We start from the raw sequence: 26,642 nt of genomic DNA on the forward strand, positions 1-26,642 counted from the left end.
TATTTTATATGATGCAAACCTTAGAGGTTATTTTATTTTTGTGAAAGGAACTTTATGATCAAAAGCATTGGTAATAAAATTGTCTTCTAAACCATTTACAATCCAAGTTTCTATACTTTCTTTTTTTGTTAAAGTAGCAGCTTCTATTTTAGATTGCATTCCTCCAGTTCCATGACTAGATTTTAAGTTGACAACTTCTTCAATTAACTCTTCTAAATTTGTAACTTCTAAAATGGTTGCTGGTTTTTTATTTTTGATGGATTCTTTTGTGTAAATTCCAAAGGTATTTGTGGCAATAATTAGCAAATCTACTTCTAATAAAACTGCTGTTAATGCTGCTAATTTATCATTATCTCCAAACTGAATTTCATCGGTTGCAACAGTATCATTTTCATTGATAATAGGAATGTAATTATTCTGAACTAATACATTAATCGTATTTACAATATTGGTTTTACTTTGTTGTTTTTCGAAATCTGAATAGGAGAGGAGACACTGAGAACTCAACAAACCATATTCTCTAAAAATTTCTTGATAAATTCTAATTAAATGTGGTTGTCCAATGGATGCCAAAGCCTGTTTTACAAAAACGTCTTCAGATTTGCTTTCTAATTTTACAAACTGTTTTGCAACAGCAATTGCACCAGAACTTACAATAATAAATTCGCAAGAATCCTTCAATTTTGCAATCTGATTTGCAATATCTTCAATTTTTCCTCTGGAGATATTATTGGTTTCTTTGGTAAGTGTATTAGAACCTACTTTTAGTAAAATGCGTTTCTTTTTTTGCATTGTATTTAATTACAATTTTAAAATTTATAAATCTCGCAAAGTCGCCAAGTCGCAAAGTTTTTTAACTGCCAACTGCGACTGAAAAACTGTTAACTTCTAATCTGTCCATCTCCATGCACATACCATTTGTTGGTTACTAAATGTTGTAAACCAATAGGTCCACGTTGATGTAATTTATCTGTACTAATAGCCAATTCCCCACCTAAACCTAATTGACCTCCATCTGTAAAACGAGTAGAAGCATTATGATAAACAGCTGCTGTATCTACGTTTTCCATAAACGTTTTTGCAACCTCATTGTTTTTAGTAATAATTACTGATGAATGACCTCCAGAATATTTGTTGATTTTAGCAATTGCATCTTCATTAGAAGAAATTTCACCAATTAATATTTTGTAATCTAAAAACTCTTCGTACCAAATTTCATCCGAAGAAAAGTTCTTTGCTTTTAAAACTTCAATATTTAAATCTTTTAATTGTGACATCAATTTATTTACAAATTCAATTCTATTTGGTAAATTTTTATCAATTAAAACTTTATCAACAGCATTACAAGCAGATATTTTAGATTTCCCATTGATGATAATATCAAGAGCCATCTTTGTATCTGCATCTTTATGAACGTACACAAAATTATTTCCACGTCCGCTAATTATTACAGGACAAGTAGCGTGTTTTTTTACAAAAGCGATTAATTTTTCTCCACCTCTTGGAACGATTAAATCTACTTTTTGCGTTGGTTTTTCTAAAAACGTTTGCGTTTCTGTTCTGTTGAATTGTAAATATTCTACCCAATTTGTAGAAGCATTATGCTGTTTTAAAGCTTTGTGCCATAATTCTACAATTTTTAAATTGGAATTTAACGACTCTTTTCCCCCTTTTAAAAGTATTTTATTTCCAGATTTAAAAGCAATTCCTGCAGCTTCCACTGTTACATCTGGTCTAGATTCATAAATAATTAAAACGGTTCCAAAAGAAGCGGTTTTGTTATAAACTTGCATTCCATTATCATGTTTAAAACTAAAACGCTCAACACCAACAGGATCTTTTTGTGAAGCTAAATGTTTAGCAGCAGCAATCATTTCATCAACTTTTGCATTGTCTACTTTTAAACGATCTAACATAGAAATATCATCACCTTTGTAAGCCTCTAAATCTTTTGTATTGATGTTGATAATTTCTTTTCTCTCTTCACCTAAGAATTGAGCCATTGTTAACAAAACAGCGTTTCTAGTTTCTATGGATAATAAGGTATTCATGTTTTTAGTTTACAATATTTTATTCGTCAAGAGCCTCAACCAAAGCTTCAAAAAACTGGTTGATATGTCCTTTATTGATATTTAAAGGAGGTAAAATTCGTAATAATTTTTTATTGGATGCTCCACCAGTAAAAATATGATGGTCGTAAATTAATTTTTTACGCAACTCGCTCACTTCAAAATCAAACTCTAAACCAATCATCAAACCTTTTCCTTTAATCTGTTTTATTTGCGGAATTGTTTCTGCAATTTTGATAAAATATTCAGAAATAACTTTTACATTATCTATTAAAAATTCATCTTCAATAACATTTAAAACAGCTAAACCAGCAGCACAAGCCAAATGATTTCCACCAAATGTGGTTCCTAACATTCCAAATTTTGCTTTGATATTTGGATGTATTAAAATACCACCAATAGGAAAACCATTTCCCATTCCTTTGGCAATCGAAATAATATCTGGAGTTACGTTATAATACTGAAAAGCGAAAAATTTTCCTGAACGTCCATAACCCGACTGCACTTCATCAGCAATAAATAGCGTATTATTTGCTTTACAAAGAAGATCTACTTGTTCAAAAAAGTTAGCAGTTGCTTGGTCTAAACCTCCAACACCTTGAATAAATTCAACAATAACAGCACAAACATCTCCTTTTTCAAGTTCGGTTTTTACAGCTTCCAAATCATTTAAATCTAGAATCGTTACTTTTTGTTGTGCATTAATTGGTGCAATAATGGCTTTATTATCTGTTGCAGCAACTGCAGCAGAAGTACGTCCATGAAAACCATTTTTAAATGCAATAACTCTAGATTTATTAGTTTGAAATGAAGCTAATTTTAAAGCGTTTTCATTGGCTTCTGCACCAGAATTACATAAAAATAATTCATAATCTTTACAACCAGAAAGTGCTTCTAATTTATTGGCTAATTCAACCTGTAAAGGATTTTGAATTGCATTAGAATAAAAACCTAATTTTGAAACTTGATTGGTAATTGCCTCCACATATCTAGGATGTGCATGACCAATAGAAATTACTGCATGACCTCCATATAAATCTAAATATTCTGTGTTGTTTTCATCATACACATAAGCTCCTTTTGCTGAAACTGGAGTAACATTATACAAAGGATACACGTTAAATAATGGCATAATTGTAGTTTTTAATGGTTGGTTGATAGTTTTTGATTAGCAACTATTTAATTTTTAATTTGATTTATTTTCTCAAAAGAAGCGTTTATTCCTTTAATTAAAGACGAACTCAAACCTTGATGTTCCATTTCGTTTAAACCTTCTATAGTACAACCTCCAGGAGTTGTAACTCGATCTATTTCTGCTTCAGGATGATTGCCAGATTCTTTTAATAAACTAGCTGCTCCAAAACATGTTTGCATTGCCAATTCGTGTGCTTCATGCGCTTCAAAACCTAATTGAATGGCACCTTGTGTTGTGGCTCTAATTAAACGCATCCAAAAAGCGATTCCACTTGCACAAATAACAGTTGCAGCTTGCAATTGTTCTTCAGGAATTTGCATGGAAGTTCCTAAACTGTTAAAGATAGTTTTTGCAATTTCTACTTTTTCTATTCCTTTTTCGTTTGGAGAAAGACACGTCATAGATTGCCCAACAGAAGCTGCTGTATTTGGCATAGCTCTGATTATAAAATGATTTGCACCAATTATATCTTCAATTTTTTGAATAGAAAAACCAGTAATTACAGAAATAATAAGTTGTTCTTTTCGTAATAAATCTTTAGAATCTAGTAATATTTTTTCTAAATGTCTTGGTTGAACAGCAAAAATTAAAATATCAGCATTTTTAATTGCTTCTTTATTATTTGAAGTTAAAATTACTTCATCATAATTTTCGAAGCCAACAATAGAGCTTGTGTTCCTTTTTGTTAAATACAAAGAACTCACAACTTTATTTTTCAATAAACCTTTTGCGATTGATTGTCCTAAACTTCCTGCGCCTATAATTGCTACTTTCATTTCTTTTATTTTATCCTGCAAGGTCTTTTTTTTTTGACCTTGTAGGTTTTATTTTATTTTTATATACCTACAAGGTTTTTGAAACCTTGTAGGAAAATGCAAGATTTTAAAAATAATTTGCTTTTAAATTCAAACCTAAAGTTTCCTCAAAATTGTACATTAAATTCATATTTTGAATTGCTTGTCCTGAAGCACCTTTTAATAAATTATCGATGACACTTGTAATTAATAATTTGTTATCGTGTTTTGCTAAATGAATAATGCATTTGTTGGTGTTTACAACTTGTTTCATGTGAATTTCATCATCAGAAATAAATGTAAAAGCAGCATCTTTATAATATTCTTGATACATTTTTTTTGCATCATTTAAAGAACCATCAAACTTTGTGTAAGTCGTTGCAAAAATTCCTCTTGAGAAATTTCCTCTATTTGGCATAAAGTTAATTTCTGAATTAAAACCAACTTGTAATTGTTTTACAGTTTGATTTATTTCTCCTAAATGTTGATGCGTAAAAGCTTTGTAATGAGAAAAATTATTATCTCTATATGTAAAATGTGTAGTTTCAGATAAAGAAGTTCCTGCTCCAGTTGCTCCAGTAACAGCATTGATGTGAACATCATGCTGTAATAAATTATTTGCAGCCAAAGGTAAAATAGCTAATTGCAAAGCTGTTGCAAAACAACCAGGATTTGCAATATATTTAGCTGTTTTTATTTGCTCTTTTTGCAATTCTGGTAAACCATACACAAACTCTTTTTCGTCTAAAACTTTATCAGCATTTAATCTAAAATCGTTACTTAAATCGATGATTTTTGTATCCGAAGAAAAACTATTTTCTTTTAGGAACTTTGTTGAATTTCCATGTCCTAAACATAAAAAAAGAACATCAATATTGGTTTTTATTGTATCAACAAAACTAATTTCTGTAGATCCAATTAAATCTTGGTGAACTTTATATACTTTATTGCCAGCATTAGAAGTACTATATACAAAGTTGATATTTGTTTTAGGGTGATTTAATAACAAACGTATTAATTCTCCTGCTGTATAACCTGCTCCACCAATAATTCCTACTTCTAAATTCATTGTTTTATTGTGTAATCGTTTAATCGTTTAATTGTTCAGTTACACAATTAAACATTTAAACTTATTTCTTATTTACTTGTTGATATATTTTATTCTGATTTCCTAAAATCTTGATAAAACCTTTAGCATCATCTGCTGTCCAAGCTTTATTTTCTTCTCCATACGTACTAAATGCGCTTGACATTAAATCGTGTTTAGACACAATTCCATCTAAAGAAAAATGATACGGTTTTAACGTTACAACTACATCTCCAGAAACCATTTCTTGAGAATTTTGCAAAAACGCTTCAATATCTCTCATCACAGGATCTAAATATTGCCCTTCATGCAAATGCATTCCATAAAAACTAGACAAATATTCTTTGTGTTGCAATTGCCATTTGGTAAGTGTGTGTTTTTCTAAAAGATGATGCGCTTTTATAGTGATCAAAGCAGCTGCAGCTTCAAAACCAACTCTACCTTTTGTTCCAACAATGGTATCACCAACATGAATATCTCTACCAATTGCATATTTAGAAGCAATTTCATTTAGCTTTTCAATATTTATTTCTGGTTGATTTTTCTTCCCATTAAGCTTTACCAATTCACCTTTTTTGAAAGTCAATTTTACTTTAACAGGATATTGTTTTTCTAGTTGAGAAGGATAGGCAGTTTCTGGCAAAGCATTTTCTGAAGTTAAGGTTTCTACACCACCAACACTTGTTCCCCATAAACCTTTATTTACAGAATATTTAGATTTTTCCCAAGGCATATCAATTCCTTCCGCTTTTAAGTAATCTATTTCTTCTTGTCTTGTTAATTTACCATCTCTAATGGGCGTAATAATTTTAATATTTGGCGCCAATGTTTGGAAAATCATATCAAAACGAACTTGATCATTTCCTGCTCCAGTACTTCCATGTGCAATATATTCTGCATCAATACTTTTTGCATATTCAATAATTTCGATGGCTTGAATAATTCTTTCTGCGCTTACAGAAAGTGGATAGGAATTGTTTTTTAAAACATTTCCAAAAATTAAATATTTTACAACTTTAGTGTAAAAAGTAGCAACTGCATCAATATTTTTATAGGTTGAAACGCCCATTTTATAAGCGTTACTTTCAATGTTTTTTATTTCTTCGGATGTAAAACCACCAGTATTTACGCTTACTGCATGTACATCATATTCTTTTGATAAACTTACAGCACAATAAGATGTGTCTAAACCACCACTATAAGCAATTACTAATTTTTTCATTTTTTTTCATTTTTTAGAAACAAATTCTGTTTCATATTTTTTAATTTTTTAAAAACACTTTCTTTTACTTCTTTAGAAGCCAACTTATTATTATTGTTAGGATCGTATAACATTCCTGTACATAAACACATTTTTCTATTTGTTCTTGTTAAAATATCATAGTTTCTACAAGTTTGGCAACCATCCCAAAAAGTTGGGTCGTCTGTAAGTTCAGAAAAAGTTACAGGTTTGTAACCCAGATCGCTATTTAGTTTCATAACAGCTAAACCAGTTGTTATACTAAATACTTTTGCATCTGGAAACTTAGTTCTAGAGTGTTTAAAAATTACTTCTTTGATGTTTTTTGCCAATCCAATATTTCTGTAATCTGGATGTACAATTAAACCTGAGTTGGCCACAAATTTTCCATGTCCCCATTTTTCTATGTAGCAAAAGCCAGCAAATTTATCGCCATCTAAAGCAATAACAGCATTGCCATTTTCCATTTTGGTGGCTATGTATTCTGGTTGTCTTTTTGCAATTCCTGTACCTCTAACAAGTGCAGCTTCAGCAATGGTTTCGCAAATAATTTCTGCGTATTTTATATGAGTTGTATTAGCAATTACAATTTCCATTGTATTGAATTTTTAGTTGAAAAATGTTTTGTTGATGTTTTTTAACAGAAGAATTGGACTCACCTAATTCCATAGAAATTATACACCCAAAGGGCGAGGAGAAAAAAAGCGACGCAAAATAAAAGTTTTACTTGTTATAGTAGAAACAGTTAATGCATTTATGAAAGTTGTTTTAAACAATTTTATATCTTTTTTGTGAAACAAATGTATTTATTTTTTTTAAAGATTAGCAATTATCTATGTCTTTTTTGAAATTTTTATGATTATTTAAGTAATTTGTATAGTTTCAAAAATATTCCTTTTTTTAAGACCGTATTTACTAAGAATTATTCAATTTTTAAATCTTGTTTTTAAACTAAAAATTTAAAATCTACAATTCATCCTAAAAAAAATACAGTTGGGTATTCTTTACTTTTAAATACTAAGTTTCAGTTACATCTTTGTATCAGAATTAATCATTAAAACTTAACATTATGAAATTTCTTGTAACACTTTTAGTAACAGTAGCTTTATTTGTTTCGGCATTAATAACAGCTCAAAACAATACAATTACAGTAACTGTTGTTAATGCAACTTCAGATTCTGGTAAAATAGGTTTTGCTTTGCATAATAAAACGTCATTTTTAAAAATGGGCATACAATCTAAAAATGCTAAAATTATCAACGGAAAAAGTACAGTAACTTTTAAAAATGTTTCATCAGGAGAATATGCAATTGTATGTTTCCATGATAAAAATAATAATGATAAAATGGATTTTGCAGCAAATGGAATGCCCCTAGAAGATTATGGATCTTCTAACAACGACATGACTTTAGGGCCGCCAAATTTTGAAAAAGCAAAGTTTGTAGTTGCTGATAAAAATGTATCTTTAGATATTAAATTTTAGAAAAAAATATATAGAATATGAGTTCTAACAGCAGAATATCAAAAAGTAATTATAAAGAAAGTTTTATTGTTAGCCTTAAAATAACTCTAATATTTGCATTGGTCTTTACTTTAATGAATCAAGACTTTTCTATAAAAGCAATAAGTTATTGTGTTTTGATTTCTGCTATGTATTCTTTCGGTTTGGGTTTTGCTCAAGGTATTCTAAATGATTTTTTAACTACAAAATGGGATTGGGTTGAGAATACCAATAGTAGAATTTGGGCAGGAATTATTGCTACAATTATATATACTGTTCCTGTTGTTTTATTGATAAATTATGTGAATTTTATTGTTATTTCTGGTAATAATCCTGATCATTTTTTTAGAGGCTCTTATGTTTGGCAGCACATTTTTTATATCATTCTTTCTTTTGGAATCTCTGCATTTTTACATGCAAGAAGTTTTATGATTGAGTGGAAAAAATCAGTAAAACAAGAAAGTACAAAACAAGAAATTGTTGCAAAAACAGAAACTGCCAAATTTGAGTCTTTAAAAAATCAACTAGATCCGCATTTTTTGTTTAACAGCTTAAATGTTTTAACGAGTTTAATTGGAGAAAATCCTGCGCAAGCAGAAAAATTTACCACAAAACTATCTAAAGTTTACAGATATGTTTTAGAACAAAGAAATAAAGATTTAGTACCAGTTTCAGAGGAATTGAAATTCGCAAAAACCTATATGCAATTGTTAGGAATGCGTTTTGAAGATGCTGTGCAGTTTCATATTCCAGATGAAATTAGTGATAGCGATTTAAAAATTGTACCACTTTCTTTACAATTATTATTAGAGAATGCAGTAAAACACAATGTGGTTTCGCCCTCTAAACCATTATCAATTACTATTTATCAAGAAGATAATTATTTGATTATTGAAAATAACATCAACCCAAAAGAAGCTATTGGCAAAAGTACCAAAGTAGGTTTGCAGAATATTGCTGATAGATATGGGCTCATCACTCAAAAAGGAGTGAAAATAGAAAATAATAACAAAACTTTTAAGGTGAGTTTACCTCTCTTATATAAAATGAACGACATTATGTATTCAGATAATTTAGAAAATAACAAGTATGTAAAAGCAGTAGAAAAAGTTGAAAAACTTAAAGAATTTTATCAGAATTTGGCTTCTTATTGCTTAGTAATTCCTTTTTTAATATTTATCAATATAAGATTTTCACCAGGATTTTACTGGTTTTGGTTTCCTTTATTTGGTTGGGGATTAGGATTAACTTTTCACTTTTTAGAAGTAAATAATTACAATATTTTTCTTGGCAAAAATTGGGAGGAAAGAAAAATAAATGAATTGATGGAAAAAGAGAATCAACAAAAAAGAGTATGATAATGGAAAAGCAATTTACACAAGAACAGAAATATATTTTAGCTCGAAAAAGAGTGGAGAAAATAACTAAATTTTATAAACATTTAGCAGTATATATTATTGTAAACACGTTTTTAACAGCTGTTTTTATTGTGGGTGATATGAATGATGGAGATTCGTTTAATGAAGCTTTTTTGAATATTTGGAATTATCAAATTTGGTTTTTTTGGGGAATAGGAATTGTTTTTAAAGCTTTAAATGTTTTTGGATTAGGCATGTTTTTTAGCAATAATTGGGAAGAAAGAAAGATTAAAGAATACATGAATCAGCAAGATAATAGAAGATAATATGGACATAGAATTTACAAATCAGCAACGTTATTATAAAGCTCAAAAAAGAGTAAAAGACATAAAAGGGTTTTATATTCATTTAACAATTTATTGTTTCATAATCCCTATAATTATTTTTATCAACCTAGAATTTGTTCCTCATTTTCATTGGTTTTGGTTCTCTGTTTTTGGCTGGGGAATGGGTTTGTTTTTTCATTGGTTAGGTATTTTCGGCTTTCGTTTATTAGGACTTGGAAAAAACTGGGAAGACAAAAAGATTAAAGAATTTATGAATGAGTAAAATATAGAGCACAACATGAATACAGCATTAAAAAAGGAACAACAATACTTAAAAGCTCAAAAAAGAGTAAAAGACATAAAAGGGTTTTACACACATTTAACCATTTATTGTGTGGTAATTTCTTTACTTGTTTTTATCAACTTAAAATACGAACCTCATTTTCATTGGTTTTGGTTTTCTCTTATTGGTTGGGGAACAGGGCTTTTTATTCACTGGCTTAGAGTTTTCGGATTCAACTTATTAGGTTTTGGAAAAAAATGGGAAGAGCATAAGATTAAAGAATTTATGAACAAAGAAAAGTAAAAAGATGGAACAGAATTATATACAAGAACACAATTATATGAAAGCCAAAAAGAGGGTGAAAGCCATAAAGGGTTTTTATGTTCATTTAATTGTGTATGTTTTAGTAAATATTTTTTTAAGTGGCATTATTGTATTTGGTTTAATGCAAAGTGGCTATGGCTTTTATGATGCAATTACTAATTTTGGAGTCTATTCTACTTGGCTTTTTTGGGGAATAGGAATGTTTTTTCACTTTATGGGCGTTTTTGGGTTTAAATCTTTAGGTTTAGGCAAAGACTGGGAAGAAAAGAAAATTAAAGAATTGTTAGATAAAGAAGATCAACAAAAAAGTAAATTTTAAAATGATGAAAAATTCAATGAATGAAAATTTATTAAAAGCGAAGCAAAGAGTTAAGGATCTAAAAGAGTTCTACAAACATGTAGTGGCTTATGTTCTTGTAAATTTATTTTTAGCTTTTGTTTGGAAATTTTCTTTTAAAATTTTTGGTGATTTTGTAATTAGCAATCAATTTAATGATGATGGTTTTACTCATATTCCAATTTGGTTTATTTGGGGAATTTTCTTGTTAGCAGATGCTGTAAAAATATTTGGAATAACCAATAGATTTACTAAAGATTGGGAAGAAAAAAAGATTAAAGAATTTATGAAAGAGTAATGAAGTTCGTTAAAATGATAAAAATAAAAAGATGTTTTCTACAATTGGTTATATTCACTTAGCTTGTGCTGTAATTTCTATGATTACTGGTTTGGTAGTAGTTTTTAATACCAAAGGAACTAAGTTTCATAAAAAAATAGGATATATGTATGTATCGAATATGCTATTAATGAATATCACATCTTTTTTTATATCTAATTTTAATGGATTTAGTATTTTCCATTTTTTTGCAATTGTTAGTTTCATAACAATTTTAGGAGGAATGTATGCTGTTTTAAAGAAACATAAAAATTGGTTAGCAAGCCATTATTATTTTATGAGTTGGTCTGTAGTTGGTTTGTATTGTGCCTTTTGGTCTGAAGTTGGTACTCGATTTGTAAATAATATGGAAGAATTTTGGTGGGCTGTTATGATTGCTACTTTTTTAACCGCTTTTTTAGGATCAAAAATTATAAATAAAAATGCTAAAAAACTAAATATTAAATAAATATGAAAGTACTAATTATAGAAGACGAAAAACCAGCAGCAAGAAGATTACATAGAATGTTGGCAGCTTTAAATATTGATGTGGAACAAATGTTGCACTCAGTAGAAGAGTCTTTAAATTGGTTACAAAATAACGAACACCCAGATTTGATATTTTTAGATATTCAGCTTTCTGATGGTTTGTCTTTTGAGATTTTTGAAGAAATTGAGGTAAAATCTGCCATAATTTTTACTACTGCTTATGATGAATATGCTCTAAAAGCCTTCAAACTAAATAGTATCGATTATTTGCTAAAACCTTTAGATGAAGATGAATTAGAAGTTGCCGTAAATAAGTTCAAAGCAAATTATCCAAAACAATCTGATGTTCAGGTGAATTTAGATGAAATTCGAAAATTATTGATAAACCCTGTTGATAGAAAGTTTAAAAAACGCTTAACGATTAAAGTCGGTCAACATATAAAAATCATCAATATAGATGAAGTAGAATGTTTTTATAGTGAAAATAAATCAACATATATTCACAACCAAGAAAACCGAAATTATTTATTAGACAACTCTTTAGAATATTGGCAAGAACAACTAGATCCAGAACATTTTTTTAGAGTAAACCGAACTTTTATTGTGCAAATAAATGCCATTAAAGACATAATTGCCTATTCTAATTCACGTTTAAAGTTGATTTTACATTCTTATAATGAACAAGAAATTATTGTGAGTAGAGAAAGAGTTAAAGATTTTAAAAATTGGATTGATTAATCTGGATTACAGAAAAAAAATATCTAATGTATGTATATAAATAAATTGTTTTCTCTAGAATTTAAAAAGACTTTAGAAAATTTAAATTCCATTTTTGAAAGATTTAGGATAGAGTATTCAAAAGAAATGGAAATGGTATTCAAAGATCACGATAAGCTATTTGCGGCTCATGGATGGTGTATCTTTGATGGTAGTACTATTGAAGATGTATTGTTTCTTTTAAAGCTATATAATGAAGAAAGGTTTGTTGAAGCAGATAAAAACTTTATGAAACTTTATGAAGATAATATTAATGATATAGAGTCAGATTTATCTAGTATAAATAAAGATACTTCGCATATTATTAAAGAAGCTATTCAATGCCATAAAAAAGGATTTTATTTTGCATCTACTATATTGTTAATATCTCTAACAGATGGAATTGCTGAAGGAAAGTTATTTACTAATGGTTTTTTTCAAAAAATAAAAAGAAAGAATAAAAAACATTTTTTATTAGACGTTTTTAATGAAAAAAATTTAGTTAATAAACATTTTATACCAAAAAAATCTTCAAGTTCAGAATTAATGCGTCATGGAATTATGCATGGAAACTCAATTAATTATGGTAGTCAAATAAATAGTTTAAAAGCTTTAAGTCTATATTATTTTATATCGATTAGAAAATATTTGATAAAATAATTTTATTTAAAACATATATAACGAATCAGAAATTATTGTGAGTAGAGAACGTGTAAAAGATTTTAAAAATTGGATTGATTAAAATTATGTAAGCAGTTGCAGTTTAAAGTTTTAAAATGTAAACGGATGTTATTTCGATTTTATGGAGAAATCTCTTTTTATTTCAGCTAATTGTCTTTAATTTAGATTATATTTTATACAATACATAATGGAGGAATTAATTTTAAATGATGCTACTAAAATTCCAATTATTGGTTTTGGAACCTATAAATCTTTAGAGCAAGAAGGTATTGATGCTGTAAAAATTGCATTGTCTAAAGGATATACTTTAATAGACACAGCATCTATTTATGGTAATGAAGAAGCTGTGGGTAAAGGAATAAAAGCAAGTGGTGTTGCAAGAGAAGATGTTTTTGTAACCACAAAAAAATGGCGAGAGAATTTAGGTTATGAATCTACAAAAAAGGAATTTGAAGCATCTTTAAAAAAACTACAACTAGATTATATAGATTTATATTTAATCCATTGGCCTGCAAATGCCAAAAATTATAAAAACTGGCAAAAGACTAATGCAGATACTTGGAGAGCAATGGAAGAATTACAAGCAGAAGGTAAAATTAAATCCATTGGTGTAAGTAATTTTTTTCAAGAACATTTAGAAGCATTATTAAAAACAGCAAAAGTAATTCCGTCAATTAATCAAATAGAGTTTCACCCAGGTTATTGGCAACAAGAATTAGTACAATTTTGTAAAAGTAAAAATATCGTTGTAGAATCTTGGTCTCCATTAGCAAGAGGAAAAGTGTTTTCAAATAAAATTTTAAAAGCAATTGCAAAAAAACATCAAAAATCTGTTTCTCAAATTTGTTTAAGGTGGATTATTCAACACAACGTAATTGTTATTCCAAAATCAACATCTCCTAAAAGAATAGAAGAAAATATAAGCTTATTCGATTTTGAGTTAACTACATCAGAAATGAAACAAATTAATGATTTGCCAGAAATAGGCTTTAGTGGAGAATTACCTAATATTTGGCCAGATAGAGTTAAATAAGTTTTTTATAAAAACATTTTCTAACAAAACCCGCAAAAAATTTCCTAACCATTAAACTTTGATTATTTTTATCAAAATTTTAATTGATGAGCCAAAAAGAGGAGTTTTTTGAATATATAAATGATGGTTACAAAACCAAAGGCGATTTTATAGAGTTAGGTGCAGCCATGTTGGGTGAAGAAACCATTACAAATGCTATTGTAAAAGTTCCATTGAAAACTTTAAACAGACATGGTTTAATTGCTGGAGCAACAGGAACAGGAAAAACAAAAACACTACAGGTTTTAGCGGAAAATTTATCAGAAAAAGGAATTCCTGTTTTGTTAATGGACATTAAAGGAGATTTGTCTGGTTTGGCTAAAGCAAGTCCTGGACACGCAAAAATTGATGAACGTCATGAAAAAATTGGCTTTCCTTTCGAAGCAAAAAGTTTTCCTATCGAAGTTTTATCAATCTCTGAACAAAAAGGGGTAAAAATGCGTGCCACAGTTTCTGAATTTGGCCCAGTTTTATTATCAAGAATTTTAGATTTAACAGAAACACAATCTGGTATTTTAGCCATCATTTTTAAATATTGTGATGATAATCAATATCCACTTTTAGATATTAAAGATTTCAAAAAAGTTTTACAGTTTGTTACTAATGAAGGTAAAGAAGAAATTCAAGCAGAATATGGGCGAATTTCATCTTCATCTACAGGTGCTATTTTGCGTAAAATTGTTGAAATAGAACAACAAGGAGGAGATTTGTTTTTTGGTGAAAAATCTTTTGAAGTAGAAGATTTAACTAGAATCGATGAAAATGGAAGAGGTATAATTTCTGTCTTACGTTTAACAGATATTCAAGACAAACCAAAATTGTTTTCTACATTTATGTTGCAATTATTGGCAGAGGTTTATGAAACGTTTCCTGAACAAGGAGATTCTGGAAGACCTGAATTAATCATTTTTATAGATGAAGCACATTTGGTTTTTGAAGAAGCATCCAAAGCATTATTAAATCAGATAGAAAGTATTGTAAAATTAATTCGTTCAAAAGGAATTGGTTTGTATTTCGTTACTCAAAACCCAAAAGATGTGCCAGAAGATATTTTAGCACAATTGGGTTTAAAAGTACAACATGCTTTGAGAGCTTTTACAGCAAAAGATAGAAAAGCAATTAAGTTAGCAGCAGAAAACTACCCAGACTCAGAGTATTATGATACTAAAGAAGTATTAACGCAATTAGGAATTGGAGAGGCATTTGTATCAGTTTTAAATGAAAAAGGAATTCCAACCCCTTTAGCAAGAACTATGCTAAGAGCTCCAATGAGTAGAATGGATATTTTATCTGAACAAGAATTAAATGCTGTTGTTAACAACTCTAAATTAGCCTCAAAATACAATAAAAATATTGATAGAGAAAGTGCGTATGAAATGCTAAATAGTAAAATTGAAAAAGTTAATTTAGCAGAGCAAAAAGCAATTAAAGATGCAGAAGAAGAGAAAGAACGAGAAAAATTAGCAAAAGAAAGAGTAAAAGAGAGAAGAACTTCTTCTAGAAGTTCAAGAAGAACAAGTACTAGAATGAACCCAATAGTTAAAGTATTAACAAGCGCAACTTTTATAAGAGCTGCTTTTGGTATTTTAAAAAAAGTATTAAAATAACAAATTCAAAAAACGAACGTTTTATATTTTATAAAAACTAAACCAAAATGATAAAAAGAAATTTCCTATCGCTAATTGTAGCATCACTTTTAATAATGAGTTGTACAAATAATGATCAATTTATAGTTGAAAAAGGTAAAGTTGGTCTAATTACTACAGAAACTACAGTGAAAGAATTAGGTAATATTTTTGAAAACGATTCCATTGTAACTCAATTAAGTGAAGGTGCTTTAGGGGATAATTATTTTCAAGATGATGACAAGTATTTAATCTATGAAAAAGGAGGGAAGCATTTGTTAACAATTGTGCCAAAAGAACAATTAGATTCTACATCAACTATTAAAAGTATAGAAATTCATGATGAGCGTTTTAAAACAAAAGCGGGCATCAACTTAAAATCTAACTTTTCTGAAATAAATGCAACTAACAGTTTAAGACCAGAATCTACGTTACAATCTGTAACCTTATTTGTAGATGAGTTAAACGCAACTATGACTATTGATAAGGAGGAATTAGGTTTAAGAGATTTTAGAACTCAGAAAGTATCTTTGGCTCAAATACCAGATTTAGCAAAAATAAAATCTTTTGTGGTTTGGTTTAATTAAAAGATTTTGTGAAAAGAGCTATTTCAACTCATAAAGAAACTATTTTACGTCCAAATTCTGAATTTGAAAGAAGAGTTATTTTTCAATATTATTTAGATAATGATATTAAAATAACTGAAGAGGAGAGAGAAATTCTTTTACAATGTGTTGCTGTAGAACCAGAAAATATTGGAATTATTGGTTGCCTTTTAAATGATAACTCACATTTAAATACATTGCGTTTAGCGATTGCTTCTACTAATAAATCTAATAAAAAATTAGCGAATTTATCTAAAGAACTATTGTTGAATTTAGATGTAAATACAGCAGATATTTATTATTTTGTGGAAAGAGAATATGAAAGTCTCACTAAAGTTGAGGTAGATGTTACTAATGTTTATCTAACTTTTTGTTAATTATAATTATGAAAAAATATACTATTCAAAAAGCACCATTTGTAGTACCAACTACTGATGGTAAATTAATTGAAGAGCATTTTGGAAATGCTACAAACCAACAATCAGGTATTAGTATTGCTCACATGATTGCTCCTCCAAAATGGAAAGAGCCTTTTCAAACTCCTCAATTCGAAGAATATACTTATATTATTAGAGGTAAAAAGCAATTTATTATTGAAGATGAATTGATTGTTTTAGAGGCAGGTCAATCTATCAAAATTGATAAAAATACACGTGTTCAATATTCAAATCCTTTTGATGAAGAGTGTGAATATATTGCTGTTTGTACGCCTGCTTTTTCTATGGATTTAGTGAATAGAGAGTAATTTTGTTATCACTTTAGTTTGGTAATTGCATTAATAATAAATTTGATTGTATTATTTTTTAAAATGATTTAATAATATCTTGCATCAAAATAATTGAGATGATGAAAAATGTAATTCCACCAAAAACAATAAGACAAGTATTTGTTTTGCTACTAATTGTAATTTTTGCTTTATTAATTTTTACAGAATTAATCCCTTATTTATCTGGAGTTTTAGGTGCCATTACAATTTATGTTTTATTAAGAAAGCCAATGGTTTTTTTAGTAAAGAGAAAATGGAATTCAGATTTAGCTGCGTTATTTTTAATGTTCATTTCTTTTGTATGTATTTTATTACCAGTTACAGGAGTTATTATAATGTTGGGTAACAAAATTGGCGAAGCTGTAGACAATTCAAAAGAAGTTGCAAAAGCCTTAAAAGGGCACATGAGCGATTTTGAAAACAAATTTGGGTACGATTTAAGTTCACGAATAAACGTCGAAGAAATTTCTACTTGGATTGCAGATAATTTAGAAAACTTTGCTGGAAGCACTTTTAATATATTTATTGGTATTGGATTAATGTATTTTATGCTGTATTATATGTTAACTAACAGAAAACAACTAAAAGAGTCTTTGTATGATTACATTCCTATTAGCGAAAAAAACTTAAAAACAATTGGTCAAGAATCACAAGCTATAGTTCGCTCTAACGCAATTGGTATTCCTTTAGTTGCTATTGCACAAGGAATAATTGCATTGATTGGATTTTTAATTTTTAATGTAGAAGATCCGTTTTTCTGGTTCATTATAGTTACAGTAGGTTCTATGATTCCATTTATTGGGACTTTTATAGGAATTCTACCAGTGTTTATACTAACATTATCTAATGGTGATGCTTTTTCTGCTTGGGGAATTTTAATTTACGGAATTGTAGTTGTAGGATCTACAGATAATATAATTAGGCTTTATGTTTTAAAGAAATTAGACAATGTACATCCTTTAATTACATTAATAGGAGTTATTGTTGGTGTACCTTTATTTGGTTTTATTGGATTGATTTTTGGGCCACTTCTAATCAGTTTATTCTTGGTTGTAATCCGAATTTACAAAAAAGAATTTGGTGTAATGCTAGATGACCATAAAGTTCTTTGAAAGAAATAAAGCTTTAAGTTATGTTGATTTATTATACAGAACAAAATTTTACTTTCAATACTCTAGCTATTTGTCATTTGAATCAAAAACAATAGTTCATTTAAAGCTAAAACTTCATTGCTACTTTAAAGTTTAAAACTCTACCTGTCATAAAATTTGGAATTCCAAATTGTGTTTTAGAATACACATCTCTAACCCAAGTATTGGTAATTGCATTTTGAATATCAAACATATTAAACAATTCTAAACCTGCAGAAAGCTCTTTAAATTGAGATAACCAACCAGAGGAAAATTGTTTGTTAGCATCAGCAAAAATATAAGAAACACCTAAATCTGCACGTCTATAATCGCGCAAACGATTTTGAAAATTGTAAGGATCTGAATATGCAGGTGCACCTCCAGGAACTCCAGAATTATACACTAAATTTAAATAGGCTTTTAAATCTGGTAAATTTGGGACATAATCTTGAAATAGAATTCCGAATTTTATACGTTGGTCAGAAGGTCTTGCAATATAACCTCTGTCATTAATATTTTCTTCCGTTTTTAAATAACCAATACTTACCCAGCTTTCACTACCAGGAACAAACTCGCCATTTAAACGCAAATCTAATCCATAAGCATATGCTTCTGTAACATTATCTGCTCTGTACCTGATTCTAACATTATCAATGGTGTAAGAATTCACATCCGATAAATCTTTGTAATATACTTCTGTAGTCAGTTTAAATGGTCTTTCCCACATTATAAAACTATAATCCATTCCAGATACAAAATGAATCGATTTTTGAGCTTTTACATCCACATTTACGTTTCCATCAAAATCTCGTAATTCCCTATAAGAAGGAGGTTGTGAATAAAACCCACCAGAAACACGAAATAGCATATCTTTTCCCCAATTTGGTTTGATAGCAAATTGACCTCTTGGACTAACTATAGTTTGACTTTTTGAGGCAATTCCATTTCCTGTAACCGACCAATTATGAGCTCTCACACCAACATTATACCAAATATCATGATCGTTCCAAACTGAACGTTTATTAAACTGAACAAAACCAGAAACTCTATTGATAGCAACATTATTATCTTTTCTAATGGATTGAAAAGGTGTTAATTCACCTTCAAAAGGTTCATAAGGTTGATTGTTAGATGGGCTAAATGGAGGTCTAATAGCAAAACCTAAAGAGTCAATTACTTCCCATTCTCTTATTCTATCTTTTATATCTTCCTTTTGATATTTTACACCAAAATTCCACTGAATATCTTCTTGTTGAATGGTTCCTCTAATTTGTACGTTGGTAATTAAAGCATCCAAATCATTACGTGCATGATTTAATTGAGAGCCTATTCCTTGTGAAAACTCAACTTCTCCAAAATTTTCTGAACCAATATTGGCATCAACTTCCCCTAAATTATATTGTGCAGCAATGTCAAAATGTTCTTCTTCTTGAGTGTTGTATCTTGAAGTTGTTCCAGTTAGTGTGAAATTTTTATTTACTTTATAATCTGCAGATAAAGCACCAAAAAGTGTTAGGTAATTATTTTGTTCTTCACCAGTATAAAAAACCACCAATTCTAAAGGATTTGCAACTGTTCCAAAACGTGTTCTTCTAGATATAGGTTGATAATTATAATTGTTAAGAGAAAAATTTCCTAGAAAATTTAATTCGAATTTTTCTGAAAATTCATAAGATAAATAGGTTTGTACATCTGTAAATCTCGGTCTAAAATTTGTTTCAATTTGTTTACTATTTACAAACAGACTGTTGTCTCTATAACGAATTCCAGTGATTGTACTTAATTTATCATTTAAAAAATTCCCTTCAAAAGTTACACTTGCGCCTAATAAACTTGCATCTACAGATGTAGCAGTTTCTGTTGGTTTTCTATAAGTGATATCTAAAACTGATGATAATTTATCACCATATTTTGCTTGAAAACCTCCAGCAGAAAAATCGATATTTCTTACCATGTTTGTATTGATAAAACTCAAACCTTCCTGCTGACCAGATCGTATTAAAAAAGGTCTGTAGACTTCAATTCCGTTTACATATACCAAATTTTCATCAAAATTACCACCTCTAACATTGTATTGTGTACTTAATCCGTTGTTATTATTTACACCTGGTAACGTCATTAAAACATTCTCAACACCAGCATTGGGTCCCACAATATTTTGTGCTTTTTTAACATCAATACTTATAAGACCTGCAGCTTCTTTTCTGCTATCTTTTACAATAACTTCCTCTAATTTTTCTGTTTTTAAAAGTAAAGTAGGTGAGAAGCGAATTACAGTTCTATTGGTTGCTGTTATTTTTTCTGTAAAAGTTTTATAAGAAACATGGCTAAAAACAATGGTTATTTCTTGGTCTAAAGGAATTCTAATAGAGTAGTTGCCATCAATATCGGTTGACGTTCCTGTATTTCCAAACTTTATAGAAACTTCTTCTATACCTTCTTTTTGGCTGTTTTTTACAGTACCTTTTAAGATGGTTGTTTTCTGAGCCAATAAAAAGCTAGGAAGTATTAGTAAGAATAAGAATATTTTTTTCACAAAAATTAGTTTATTTGTTTCTTAAAGAACGTTGTAGAAATTGTATTCGTATTCCCAACATTGTCTGATACTACAAGATTAAAGATATGTTTGCTACCAACCAATTTTTTATCGCTAAAATTATAGGTTAATATTCCTTTTTTATGATTGTATTGCATTAAAATCCATTCATCATTTATGGTTGCTTTCCAATCTTTAATACCAGAACCAATATCGTTTATTTTTACTTGTATCGTTTCAAAATTCGATATCCACTGATCGTTTTTAAAGTGCAAAATATTTATTGTAGGTTTTTGATTATCAGTTAATAGAGTGTAACCACCTAAAGTTTTAGATGTAGTGTAAAAAGTACTATCTTTTTTTCTTGTATATTGATATCTTGGGTATTTTGGATTCTCTAAATTTGCAATATAAAGTTGTTCTTTTTCATCCTCAGAATACTCAGAAACATTAAAAGTAAGCGTAAAGCTTTTATCGAGTGGAATTGTTGGTGTATGTATTTTAGCTATTTTTTTATCAACCTTAAAATCTAAATACACATCTTCATAAAACGTGTTTTTAGGAAAAGCAATAGTTACATTCTCTTGACTAAATTTATGAAATTTCTTGGCAACTATTTTATAATTTGTAGTGTCTTTAATTTCAGAAAAAAGAGCATTACTTTCTTTGCCTACAACAGAAAATTTTAAAGAACTAGAATTGCCTTCAAAATCTTTTGCGATAATTTCTATTGCATAATTCATGTTTTTTTGAATGTCGATTTTACCATTATTTATCAAATCTTTATAGATCGATAATTTGTTGGCAGTTTCTTTGTGTGTTTTCTGATATCGCTTTTTATATGTTTTATAATGCTCATAATCAATATGTAAATTCAAAAATTTACTTTGAGCAAAAGAAAATATTTCTACATCATGATAATAAACACGTTTGCCATTTACCAACATTTCTAAGCTGTAAATTCCGTTTTTATTGGGCACACCATTAAATTGATCAAAAGCGCTAACACTAAAGCCAATAAGTCCACTTGCTGAAGTTCTATCTGCAGTATAATTGCCTTCGCTTATTTTTTTTATAGGAATTTGAAAGTTTTTATTTTGTTGATTAATTCGAGTATCCGAATTTAAAGCATATACTTTTAGTCCTTGAAAGGTAGGTTTTCTTGTGTCTTTTACTTTGATGCCAAATAGTAAGGGATTTATAATATTTTCTGAGATTGTATTTCTAATTTCAAAATGTAAATGAGGGCCACCTGAGCCTCCTGTATCTCCAGAAAAAGCAATAACATCACCTTTTTTTACTGGAAATTCATTTTCGTTAAAAAAAAGATTACCAGTTTCATAGTTTTCTTTTTCATACTGGATGTTTCTCACAGATGCATCAATTTCATCGTTAAACTTGCTCAAATGTCCGTAAACAGTGGTAAAACCATTTGGATGTGTAATGTAAATAGCTTTGCCATAACCAAATTGTTGCACTTTTATTCTTGACACATAACCCTCTGCAGCTGCATACACTTTTAAACCTTCTTTGCCTTGTGTTTTAATATCTAAACCAGCATGAAAGTGGTTGCTTCGAAGTTCACCAAAAGATCCTGACAAAAAAATAGGCACATCTAAAGGATCTCTAAAATAGTCTTGAGGATATTTTTCTTGTGAAAAACTTAGGGAAGAAATTGCTAAAAATGCGAGTATAAGTAAATGTTTCAAAGGGTAATAATTTTAGGTAAAAATAGTAAAAATCATTTTCATTGTAATTGGTTCAACACCAGTGAATTATTAAAAAAGCAATAAAATGTTGTAAAATTTAAAACAGAATGCTAACTTTGTAGAGATAGTTTATGCTAAAAAGTAAAATGGGTAATACACTAGAAGCAATTCATTTATTAGAAAAAACGTTGCAAAACTTGCTTTCTAATTATGAGTTTTTAAAAAAAGAAAACACTATTTTGCTTCAAAACAACCAAGTATTACAACAACAACTTTTAGAAAAAGAGCAAATTTTAATTACTCAAAAAAAGGAGTTTGATTTGTTAAAAATAGCTAAAACTATTGAAGGCAGTAGTTCAAATACAAAAGATACAAAACTGAAAATAAATTCATTAATCAAAGAAATTGATAAATGTATAATTCAGTTACAAGAATAAAGTTCTTTAAATTGTGAGTGGAAAATTAAAGATTAAAATTATAATTGCAGGTAGAACTTATCCCTTAAGTGTAAATAACACTAAAGAAGAAGAGGCAATGCGTAAAGCAGCAACTGCAATTAATAAGTTAATTTCTATGTACGAGCAAAATTATGCAGTTAGCGACAAACAAGATGTTTTAGCCATGTCTGCATTACAATTTGCATCTAAATTAGAGTTATTATCTTTAACTAAAACTGATATTAAAGAAGAAGAAATGCAAAAATTAAATGCGCTTACTAAATTGGTAAGTAGTCATTTAGAATAAGTTCATTAAAATACATTAACAACACACTGCCTACGTTAGTAATTGTTTATTAAACTCAACACTATTCTATTATGAAGGATGAGTCTTAACTACTATAGCATGCCAATAATGCTGAACATTTATACTGGAATTTATTTCAGTCTGATACAGTTTTCATTGGATCCTTGAACAGTTAGTTAGTCCTATAAATGTCATATTGGAGTTTAAAGACCTATCTAATGTAGGCTTTTTTTTATATATATAAATTTAAATTATGGAAGGAATAATACTACCCATTATTATGGGAGTTTTAATAGGAGTAGCTTTAGGTTTTATAATCTTTAGATCGATGGAAAAAGCTAAAGGTAAAAAAATGCTTAATGGTGTTAGAAAAGAGGCAGCAACCATTTTAAAAGAAGCTAAAATTGATGCAGAATCTGTTAAGAAAGATAAAATTTTACAAGCAAAAGAAAAATTTATCGAACTTAAATCGGAGCACGAAAAAGTTATTATATCAAGAGAAAAAAAGATTTCTGATGTAGAAAAAAGAATTAGAGATCGAGAATCTAAGGTAGCATCAGAATACGATAAAAATAAACGTTTAAATCAATCTTTAGAACAAAAAGAAAAAGATTATGATTTTAAAATCGACTTTTTAGAAAAGAAAGAAGACGATTTAGATAAGATGCACAAACGTCATGTAGATATGTTAGAGCAAATTTCTGGTTTGTCTGCAGAGGAAGCTAAAAAGGAATTGGTTTCTTCTTTAAAAGAGGAAGCTAAATCAGAAGCAATGGCTTTTGTACAAACATCTATTGAAGAAGCAAAATTAACAGCAGAACAAGAAGCAAGAAAAGTTGTTTTAGGAACTATACAAAGAGTTGGGGTAGAGCAAGCAGTAGAAAATTGTGTATCTGTTTTTAACTTAGAGTCAGATGATGTTAAAGGTAGGATTATTGGTCGAGAAGGACGTAATATTAGAGCTTTAGAAGCTGCAACTGGTGTAGAAATTATTGTTGATGATACTCCAGAAGCAATTATACTTTCTTGTTTTGATCCAGTTCGTAGAGAAATTGCTCGTTTATCAATGCATAAATTAGTAACAGATGGTAGAATTCACCCAGCAAGAATTGAAGAAATTGTTAAGAAAACCGAAAACCAAATTCACCAAGAAATTATAGAAGTTGGTAAAAGAACAGTAATAGATTTAGGAATTCACGGTTTGCACCCAGAATTGATTAAAACTGTGGGTCGTATGAAATACAGATCTTCTTATGGACAGAATTTGTTACAACATTCACGTGAAGTTTCAAATCTTTGTGGAATTATGGCTTCTGAAATGGGCTTAAATGCAAAATTAGCTAAAAGAGCAGGTTTATTGCACGATATTGGTAAAGTGCCAAATGAAGAAAGCGAATTGCCTCATGCACTTTTAGGAATGCAATGGGCTGAAAAATATGGTGAAAAAGAAGAAGTTTGTAATGCAATTGGAGCTCACCATGATGAAATTGAAATGAAGAGTTTACTTTCTCCTATAGTACAAGTTTGTGATGCTATTTCTGGAGCAAGACCAGGTGCAAGACGTCAAGTTTTGGATTCTTACATTCAACGTTTAAAAGATTTAGAAGAAATAGCTTTCGGGTTTACAGGAGTTCAAAAAGCCTACGCTATTCAAGCTGGTCGTGAATTACGTGTTATGGTTGAAAGTGATAAAGTAAACGATACAAAAGCGGCTGAATTATCTTTTAGTATTTCACAAAAAATACAAAATGATATGACGTATCCAGGACAAGTAAAAGTTACTGTAATTAGAGAAACTAGAGCTGTGAATGTAGCTAAATAAAAAAGCCCATCTTAATTTCCAAAAGGGAATAAACACTATTGTGTTTTTAATATTTTTAAAATCTCGTTCTTAATTGAGCGAGATTTTTTATTTCTAAACTTGTCACGCTGGAAGCGTCTCACATAAGAGTAATCTTTTTAGTATTTTTTTATTTAATAAGAAGTTTTTCTTAATTCCTAATTTTCCACAAGAGGAAGAGTCTCTTCCCTTTGGGAAAGCTAGGATGGGTTATTTTTATTTTCTAGGATGATACGTTTCTACAACCTCTTTTAAATAGCTTGTATCTAAATGTACATATACTTCTGTTGTGGTAATGCTTTCATGACCTAGCATTTGTTGTATCGCTCTTAAATCTGCTCCATTTTTTAATAAATGTGTAGCAAAGGAATGTCTTAAAGTATGTGGACTTATTTTTTTATTTAGGTTTATTTTTGCTGATAAATCTTTTAAAATTGTAAAAATCATTTGTCTTGTTAAGCCTTTTCCTCTTCTGTTTAAAAAGAGTGTGTCTTCAAAACCTTTGCTAGGTTTTAAGTGACTTCTAATTTCAGAAATATATATAGTTATGTATTTCTGAGCATTGTAATGAATAGGTACAAAACGTTCCTTATTTCCCTTTCCTGTAACTTTTATAAAGCCCTCTTCAAAAAATAAATCAGAAATTTTTAGTGTAACTAATTCACTAACTCTTAAACCACAGCTGTACATGGTTTCTAAAATAGTTCTGTTTCTTTCACCTTGAGAATGGCTCAAATCAACAGCAGAAATTAATTCGTTTATTTCTTCTTCGGATAAAGTATCAGGTAACTTTCTGCCAATTTTCGGAGCTTCTAATAAATCTGTAGGATTCGTTTCTCTGTAATCTTCAAACACTAAATAATCAAAAAAACTTCTTAATCCTGATATTATTCTTGCCTGGCTTCTTGGATTTACTTTTTTAGCAACTTCATAAATAAATTGCTGCACCATAGTTTTATCAATAGAAATAGGAGAAGATTTAATATCATTTTCTTCCAAAAATAAGGTTAGTTTATCTAAATCTCTAGAATAACTTTCAACAGTATTTTGAGATAAACCACGTTCAATCTTTAAGTATAACTGATAATCTCTTATTGCGTTTTGCCATTTCATATTGTAAAATTACAATTTAAATTCTATGTTTAGTAGTGTTCAATTATTTGATTTGTATATAAAGATTCTTTTAAAGACCGATAAAATTATATACAAAAGGGTCTTCTTAAAAAAAATCAATATAGTTCTTAAAAATAGTGATTGAGTTAAAGTAGAGATTCATATTATTCTAGTTTTGTGGTATAATCTTAAAAATAAATATAATGAAAAAAGTAATTTTAGTATTCGCTTTAGTTTTGAGTTCTTTAGCTGCAAACGCACAGTTTTCAGTTAGTGTTAATGCAGGTTTACCTGTTTCAGATGTAGAAGAATATTCTTCTTTTGCATTAAGTGGAGATGTTGGTTATTCTTTTGCGACCGAAAGCAATTTAATGTTAGGAGTTTCTGCAGGTTTTTTAAATTATTTTGGAAAAGACTATGAGGTATTAGGTACAACTATTGAGGCTGAATCTATACAATATATACCATTAGCAGGTTCTTTAATGTATAGATTAACAGATAGTTTTTCAGTAGGTTCTAAAGCTGGTTACGCAATTGGAGTTGATGATGATAATGATGGTGGTTTTTATTACAAACCAATGTTAAGTTATGTAGTTGGTAATGCTACAAGTTTATCTTTATTTTATGAAGGTGTAACTAATGATGGCCTTAATGTTAATAATGTAGGTTTAGGATTTACATTTGGTTTGAATTAATGAATAGAAATTTAATATTTAGAAGGAGGCAATTTTGCCTCCTTTTTTTAT

The 26,642-nt window shown here is 29.0% G+C and carries 30 protein-coding genes; 20 read left to right on the plus strand and 10 right to left on the minus strand.

Going from position 1 to position 26,642, the window contains the following annotated elements; translation table 11 throughout:
• Positions 1-27: 27 nt before the first annotated feature.
• From proB to LPB03_RS01915, 7 genes are all read right to left on the minus strand, one after another.
• Positions 28-792 carry a glutamate 5-kinase gene (gene proB / locus LPB03_RS01885; RefSeq protein WP_065318164.1) on the minus strand — a complete coding sequence of 255 codons (765 nt, stop codon included), beginning with the start codon at positions 790-792 and terminating at the stop codon, positions 28-30.
• Between the two features lie 89 nt (positions 793-881).
• The gene (locus tag LPB03_RS01890; protein ID WP_065318163.1) at positions 882-2,051 is read right to left on the minus strand and encodes a glutamate-5-semialdehyde dehydrogenase; all 1,170 of its coding nucleotides are present in this window, start codon (positions 2,049-2,051) and stop codon (positions 882-884) included.
• Between the two features lie 19 nt (positions 2,052-2,070).
• Positions 2,071-3,201, minus strand: a complete 1,131-nt coding sequence (locus tag LPB03_RS01895) for an aspartate aminotransferase family protein (RefSeq protein WP_065318162.1) — start codon at positions 3,199-3,201, stop codon at positions 2,071-2,073.
• A 47-nt stretch (positions 3,202-3,248) separates the two neighbouring features.
• A complete protein-coding gene (gene proC, locus LPB03_RS01900) occupies positions 3,249-4,061 on the minus strand; it encodes a pyrroline-5-carboxylate reductase (RefSeq protein ID WP_262502048.1) in 813 nt (270 codons plus the stop codon).
• An 85-nt stretch (positions 4,062-4,146) separates the two neighbouring features.
• The gene (gene argC, locus LPB03_RS01905; RefSeq protein ID WP_065318160.1) at positions 4,147-5,127 is read right to left on the minus strand and encodes an N-acetyl-gamma-glutamyl-phosphate reductase; all 981 of its coding nucleotides are present in this window, start codon (positions 5,125-5,127) and stop codon (positions 4,147-4,149) included.
• A 61-nt stretch (positions 5,128-5,188) separates the two neighbouring features.
• Positions 5,189-6,367: an argininosuccinate synthase gene (locus tag LPB03_RS01910; RefSeq protein ID WP_065318159.1), complete on the minus strand. Its 1,179-nt coding sequence runs from the start codon at positions 6,365-6,367 to the stop codon at positions 5,189-5,191.
• Positions 6,364-6,981: a GNAT family N-acetyltransferase gene (locus tag LPB03_RS01915; RefSeq protein ID WP_065318158.1), complete on the minus strand. Its 618-nt coding sequence runs from the start codon at positions 6,979-6,981 to the stop codon at positions 6,364-6,366. Before LPB03_RS01915 ends, LPB03_RS01910 begins: the two co-directional genes overlap by 4 nt.
• Before the next feature lie 473 nt (positions 6,982-7,454).
• Here LPB03_RS01915 and LPB03_RS01920 point away from each other — a divergent pair, with 473 nt between their 5' ends.
• From LPB03_RS01920 to LPB03_RS01995, 16 genes are all read left to right on the plus strand, one after another.
• Entirely contained in the window at positions 7,455-7,868 is a 414-nt protein-coding gene (locus tag LPB03_RS01920) for a DUF2141 domain-containing protein (RefSeq protein ID WP_065318157.1), read from the plus strand.
• 17 nt (positions 7,869-7,885) lie between these two features.
• Positions 7,886-9,244: a 2TM domain-containing protein gene (locus tag LPB03_RS01925; protein WP_065318156.1), complete on the plus strand. Its 1,359-nt coding sequence runs from the start codon at positions 7,886-7,888 to the stop codon at positions 9,242-9,244.
• Positions 9,245-9,246: 2 nt separating this feature from the next.
• Positions 9,247-9,570, plus strand: a complete 324-nt coding sequence (locus LPB03_RS01930; protein WP_065318155.1) for a 2TM domain-containing protein — start codon at positions 9,247-9,249, stop codon at positions 9,568-9,570.
• Position 9,571: 1 nt separating this feature from the next.
• Positions 9,572-9,853 (plus strand): 2TM domain-containing protein, encoded by a 282-nt coding sequence (locus tag LPB03_RS01935; protein ID WP_065318154.1) that lies wholly within the window; start codon positions 9,572-9,574, stop codon positions 9,851-9,853.
• Positions 9,854-9,868: 15 nt separating this feature from the next.
• Positions 9,869-10,156, plus strand: coding sequence for a 2TM domain-containing protein (locus LPB03_RS01940; protein ID WP_065318153.1), 288 nt, complete (start codon positions 9,869-9,871; stop codon positions 10,154-10,156).
• Positions 10,157-10,160: 4 nt separating this feature from the next.
• On the plus strand, positions 10,161-10,496 hold the full coding sequence (locus tag LPB03_RS01945) for a 2TM domain-containing protein (protein WP_065318152.1): 336 nt from the start codon (positions 10,161-10,163) through the stop codon (positions 10,494-10,496).
• 1 nt (position 10,497) lies between these two features.
• Positions 10,498-10,812 carry a 2TM domain-containing protein gene (locus tag LPB03_RS01950; RefSeq protein ID WP_083186972.1) on the plus strand — a complete coding sequence of 105 codons (315 nt, stop codon included), beginning with the start codon at positions 10,498-10,500 and terminating at the stop codon, positions 10,810-10,812.
• A gap of 31 nt (positions 10,813-10,843) precedes the next feature.
• Positions 10,844-11,299, plus strand: coding sequence for a DUF2306 domain-containing protein (locus LPB03_RS01955; protein WP_065318151.1), 456 nt, complete (start codon positions 10,844-10,846; stop codon positions 11,297-11,299).
• A gap of 2 nt (positions 11,300-11,301) precedes the next feature.
• Positions 11,302-12,057, plus strand: a complete 756-nt coding sequence (locus tag LPB03_RS01960; RefSeq protein ID WP_065318150.1) for a LytR/AlgR family response regulator transcription factor — start codon at positions 11,302-11,304, stop codon at positions 12,055-12,057.
• A 30-nt stretch (positions 12,058-12,087) separates the two neighbouring features.
• Entirely contained in the window at positions 12,088-12,735 is a 648-nt protein-coding gene (locus LPB03_RS01965) for a hypothetical protein (RefSeq protein ID WP_065318149.1), read from the plus strand.
• Positions 12,736-12,943: 208 nt separating this feature from the next.
• Positions 12,944-13,789 (plus strand): aldo/keto reductase, encoded by an 846-nt coding sequence (locus tag LPB03_RS01970; protein WP_065318148.1) that lies wholly within the window; start codon positions 12,944-12,946, stop codon positions 13,787-13,789.
• A gap of 86 nt (positions 13,790-13,875) precedes the next feature.
• The gene (locus LPB03_RS01975) at positions 13,876-15,435 is read left to right on the plus strand and encodes a helicase HerA-like domain-containing protein (protein WP_065318147.1); all 1,560 of its coding nucleotides are present in this window, start codon (positions 13,876-13,878) and stop codon (positions 15,433-15,435) included.
• A gap of 47 nt (positions 15,436-15,482) precedes the next feature.
• A complete protein-coding gene (locus tag LPB03_RS01980; protein ID WP_065318146.1) occupies positions 15,483-16,040 on the plus strand; it encodes a hypothetical protein in 558 nt (185 codons plus the stop codon).
• Positions 16,041-16,048: 8 nt separating this feature from the next.
• Positions 16,049-16,435: a hypothetical protein gene (locus LPB03_RS01985; protein WP_065318145.1), complete on the plus strand. Its 387-nt coding sequence runs from the start codon at positions 16,049-16,051 to the stop codon at positions 16,433-16,435.
• 8 nt (positions 16,436-16,443) lie between these two features.
• Entirely contained in the window at positions 16,444-16,803 is a 360-nt protein-coding gene (locus LPB03_RS01990; protein ID WP_065318144.1) for a cupin domain-containing protein, read from the plus strand.
• Positions 16,804-16,904: 101 nt separating this feature from the next.
• Positions 16,905-17,936 carry an AI-2E family transporter gene (locus tag LPB03_RS01995; RefSeq protein WP_065318143.1) on the plus strand — a complete coding sequence of 344 codons (1,032 nt, stop codon included), beginning with the start codon at positions 16,905-16,907 and terminating at the stop codon, positions 17,934-17,936.
• Positions 17,937-18,042: 106 nt separating this feature from the next.
• On the opposite strand, the gene LPB03_RS02000 is transcribed toward LPB03_RS01995, so the two are convergent.
• Positions 18,043-20,490, minus strand: a complete 2,448-nt coding sequence (locus LPB03_RS02000; RefSeq protein ID WP_065318142.1) for a TonB-dependent receptor — start codon at positions 20,488-20,490, stop codon at positions 18,043-18,045.
• Positions 20,491-20,495: 5 nt separating this feature from the next.
• Positions 20,496-22,199, minus strand: coding sequence for a M23 family metallopeptidase (locus LPB03_RS02005; protein WP_065318141.1), 1,704 nt, complete (start codon positions 22,197-22,199; stop codon positions 20,496-20,498).
• 146 nt (positions 22,200-22,345) lie between these two features.
• Here LPB03_RS02005 and LPB03_RS02010 point away from each other — a divergent pair, with 146 nt between their 5' ends.
• The 3 genes from LPB03_RS02010 (at position 22,346) to rny (ending at position 24,765) form a co-directional block, all read left to right on the plus strand.
• Entirely contained in the window at positions 22,346-22,636 is a 291-nt protein-coding gene (locus LPB03_RS02010; protein WP_065318140.1) for a hypothetical protein, read from the plus strand.
• Positions 22,637-22,649: 13 nt separating this feature from the next.
• Positions 22,650-22,943 (plus strand): cell division protein ZapA, encoded by a 294-nt coding sequence (locus tag LPB03_RS02015; RefSeq protein ID WP_065318139.1) that lies wholly within the window; start codon positions 22,650-22,652, stop codon positions 22,941-22,943.
• Between the two features lie 253 nt (positions 22,944-23,196).
• Positions 23,197-24,765 (plus strand): ribonuclease Y, encoded by a 1,569-nt coding sequence (rny, locus tag LPB03_RS02020; RefSeq protein ID WP_065318138.1) that lies wholly within the window; start codon positions 23,197-23,199, stop codon positions 24,763-24,765.
• A gap of 234 nt (positions 24,766-24,999) precedes the next feature.
• Here rny and xerD read toward each other — a convergent pair whose 3' ends face one another.
• Positions 25,000-25,896, minus strand: a complete 897-nt coding sequence (gene xerD, locus LPB03_RS02025; RefSeq protein ID WP_065318137.1) for a site-specific tyrosine recombinase XerD — start codon at positions 25,894-25,896, stop codon at positions 25,000-25,002.
• 203 nt (positions 25,897-26,099) lie between these two features.
• On the opposite strand from xerD, the gene LPB03_RS02030 reads away from it, so the two are divergent.
• Positions 26,100-26,591, plus strand: coding sequence for a putative outer membrane beta-barrel protein (locus LPB03_RS02030; RefSeq protein ID WP_065318136.1), 492 nt, complete (start codon positions 26,100-26,102; stop codon positions 26,589-26,591).
• Positions 26,592-26,642 lie beyond the last annotated feature (51 nt).

The organism is Polaribacter vadi (assembly GCF_001761365.1).
GTDB classification, from domain to species: Bacteria; Bacteroidota; Bacteroidia; order Flavobacteriales; family Flavobacteriaceae; genus Polaribacter; species Polaribacter vadi.

Excerpts from the sequence above, each read along its gene's own strand:
- proB (WP_065318164.1), bottom strand. The coding sequence starts at position 792 with ATGCAAAAAAAGAAACGCATTTTACTAAAAGTAGGTTCTAATACACTT.
- LPB03_RS01890 (WP_065318163.1), bottom strand. The coding sequence starts at position 2,051 with ATGAATACCTTATTATCCATAGAAACTAGAAACGCTGTTTTGTTAACA.
- LPB03_RS01895 (WP_065318162.1), bottom strand. The coding sequence starts at position 3,201 with ATGCCATTATTTAACGTGTATCCTTTGTATAATGTTACTCCAGTTTCA.
- argC (WP_065318160.1), bottom strand. The coding sequence starts at position 5,127 with ATGAATTTAGAAGTAGGAATTATTGGTGGAGCAGGTTATACAGCAGGA.
- LPB03_RS01910 (WP_065318159.1), bottom strand. The coding sequence starts at position 6,367 with ATGAAAAAATTAGTAATTGCTTATAGTGGTGGTTTAGACACATCTTAT.
- LPB03_RS01915 (WP_065318158.1), bottom strand. The coding sequence starts at position 6,981 with ATGGAAATTGTAATTGCTAATACAACTCATATAAAATACGCAGAAATT.
- LPB03_RS01920 (WP_065318157.1), top strand. The coding sequence starts at position 7,455 with ATGAAATTTCTTGTAACACTTTTAGTAACAGTAGCTTTATTTGTTTCG.
- LPB03_RS01925 (WP_065318156.1), top strand. The coding sequence starts at position 7,886 with ATGAGTTCTAACAGCAGAATATCAAAAAGTAATTATAAAGAAAGTTTT.
- LPB03_RS01930 (WP_065318155.1), top strand. The coding sequence starts at position 9,247 with ATGGAAAAGCAATTTACACAAGAACAGAAATATATTTTAGCTCGAAAA.
- LPB03_RS01935 (WP_065318154.1), top strand. The coding sequence starts at position 9,572 with ATGGACATAGAATTTACAAATCAGCAACGTTATTATAAAGCTCAAAAA.
- LPB03_RS01940 (WP_065318153.1), top strand. The coding sequence starts at position 9,869 with ATGAATACAGCATTAAAAAAGGAACAACAATACTTAAAAGCTCAAAAA.
- LPB03_RS01945 (WP_065318152.1), top strand. The coding sequence starts at position 10,161 with ATGGAACAGAATTATATACAAGAACACAATTATATGAAAGCCAAAAAG.
- LPB03_RS01950 (WP_083186972.1), top strand. The coding sequence starts at position 10,498 with ATGATGAAAAATTCAATGAATGAAAATTTATTAAAAGCGAAGCAAAGA.
- LPB03_RS01955 (WP_065318151.1), top strand. The coding sequence starts at position 10,844 with ATGTTTTCTACAATTGGTTATATTCACTTAGCTTGTGCTGTAATTTCT.
- LPB03_RS01960 (WP_065318150.1), top strand. The coding sequence starts at position 11,302 with ATGAAAGTACTAATTATAGAAGACGAAAAACCAGCAGCAAGAAGATTA.
- LPB03_RS01965 (WP_065318149.1), top strand. The coding sequence starts at position 12,088 with ATGTATATAAATAAATTGTTTTCTCTAGAATTTAAAAAGACTTTAGAA.
- LPB03_RS01970 (WP_065318148.1), top strand. The coding sequence starts at position 12,944 with ATGGAGGAATTAATTTTAAATGATGCTACTAAAATTCCAATTATTGGT.
- LPB03_RS01975 (WP_065318147.1), top strand. The coding sequence starts at position 13,876 with ATGAGCCAAAAAGAGGAGTTTTTTGAATATATAAATGATGGTTACAAA.
- LPB03_RS01980 (WP_065318146.1), top strand. The coding sequence starts at position 15,483 with ATGATAAAAAGAAATTTCCTATCGCTAATTGTAGCATCACTTTTAATA.
- LPB03_RS01990 (WP_065318144.1), top strand. The coding sequence starts at position 16,444 with ATGAAAAAATATACTATTCAAAAAGCACCATTTGTAGTACCAACTACT.
- LPB03_RS01995 (WP_065318143.1), top strand. The coding sequence starts at position 16,905 with ATGAAAAATGTAATTCCACCAAAAACAATAAGACAAGTATTTGTTTTG.
- LPB03_RS02010 (WP_065318140.1), top strand. The coding sequence starts at position 22,346 with ATGGGTAATACACTAGAAGCAATTCATTTATTAGAAAAAACGTTGCAA.
- rny (WP_065318138.1), top strand. The coding sequence starts at position 23,197 with ATGGAAGGAATAATACTACCCATTATTATGGGAGTTTTAATAGGAGTA.
- xerD (WP_065318137.1), bottom strand. The coding sequence starts at position 25,896 with ATGAAATGGCAAAACGCAATAAGAGATTATCAGTTATACTTAAAGATT.
- LPB03_RS02030 (WP_065318136.1), top strand. The coding sequence starts at position 26,100 with ATGAAAAAAGTAATTTTAGTATTCGCTTTAGTTTTGAGTTCTTTAGCT.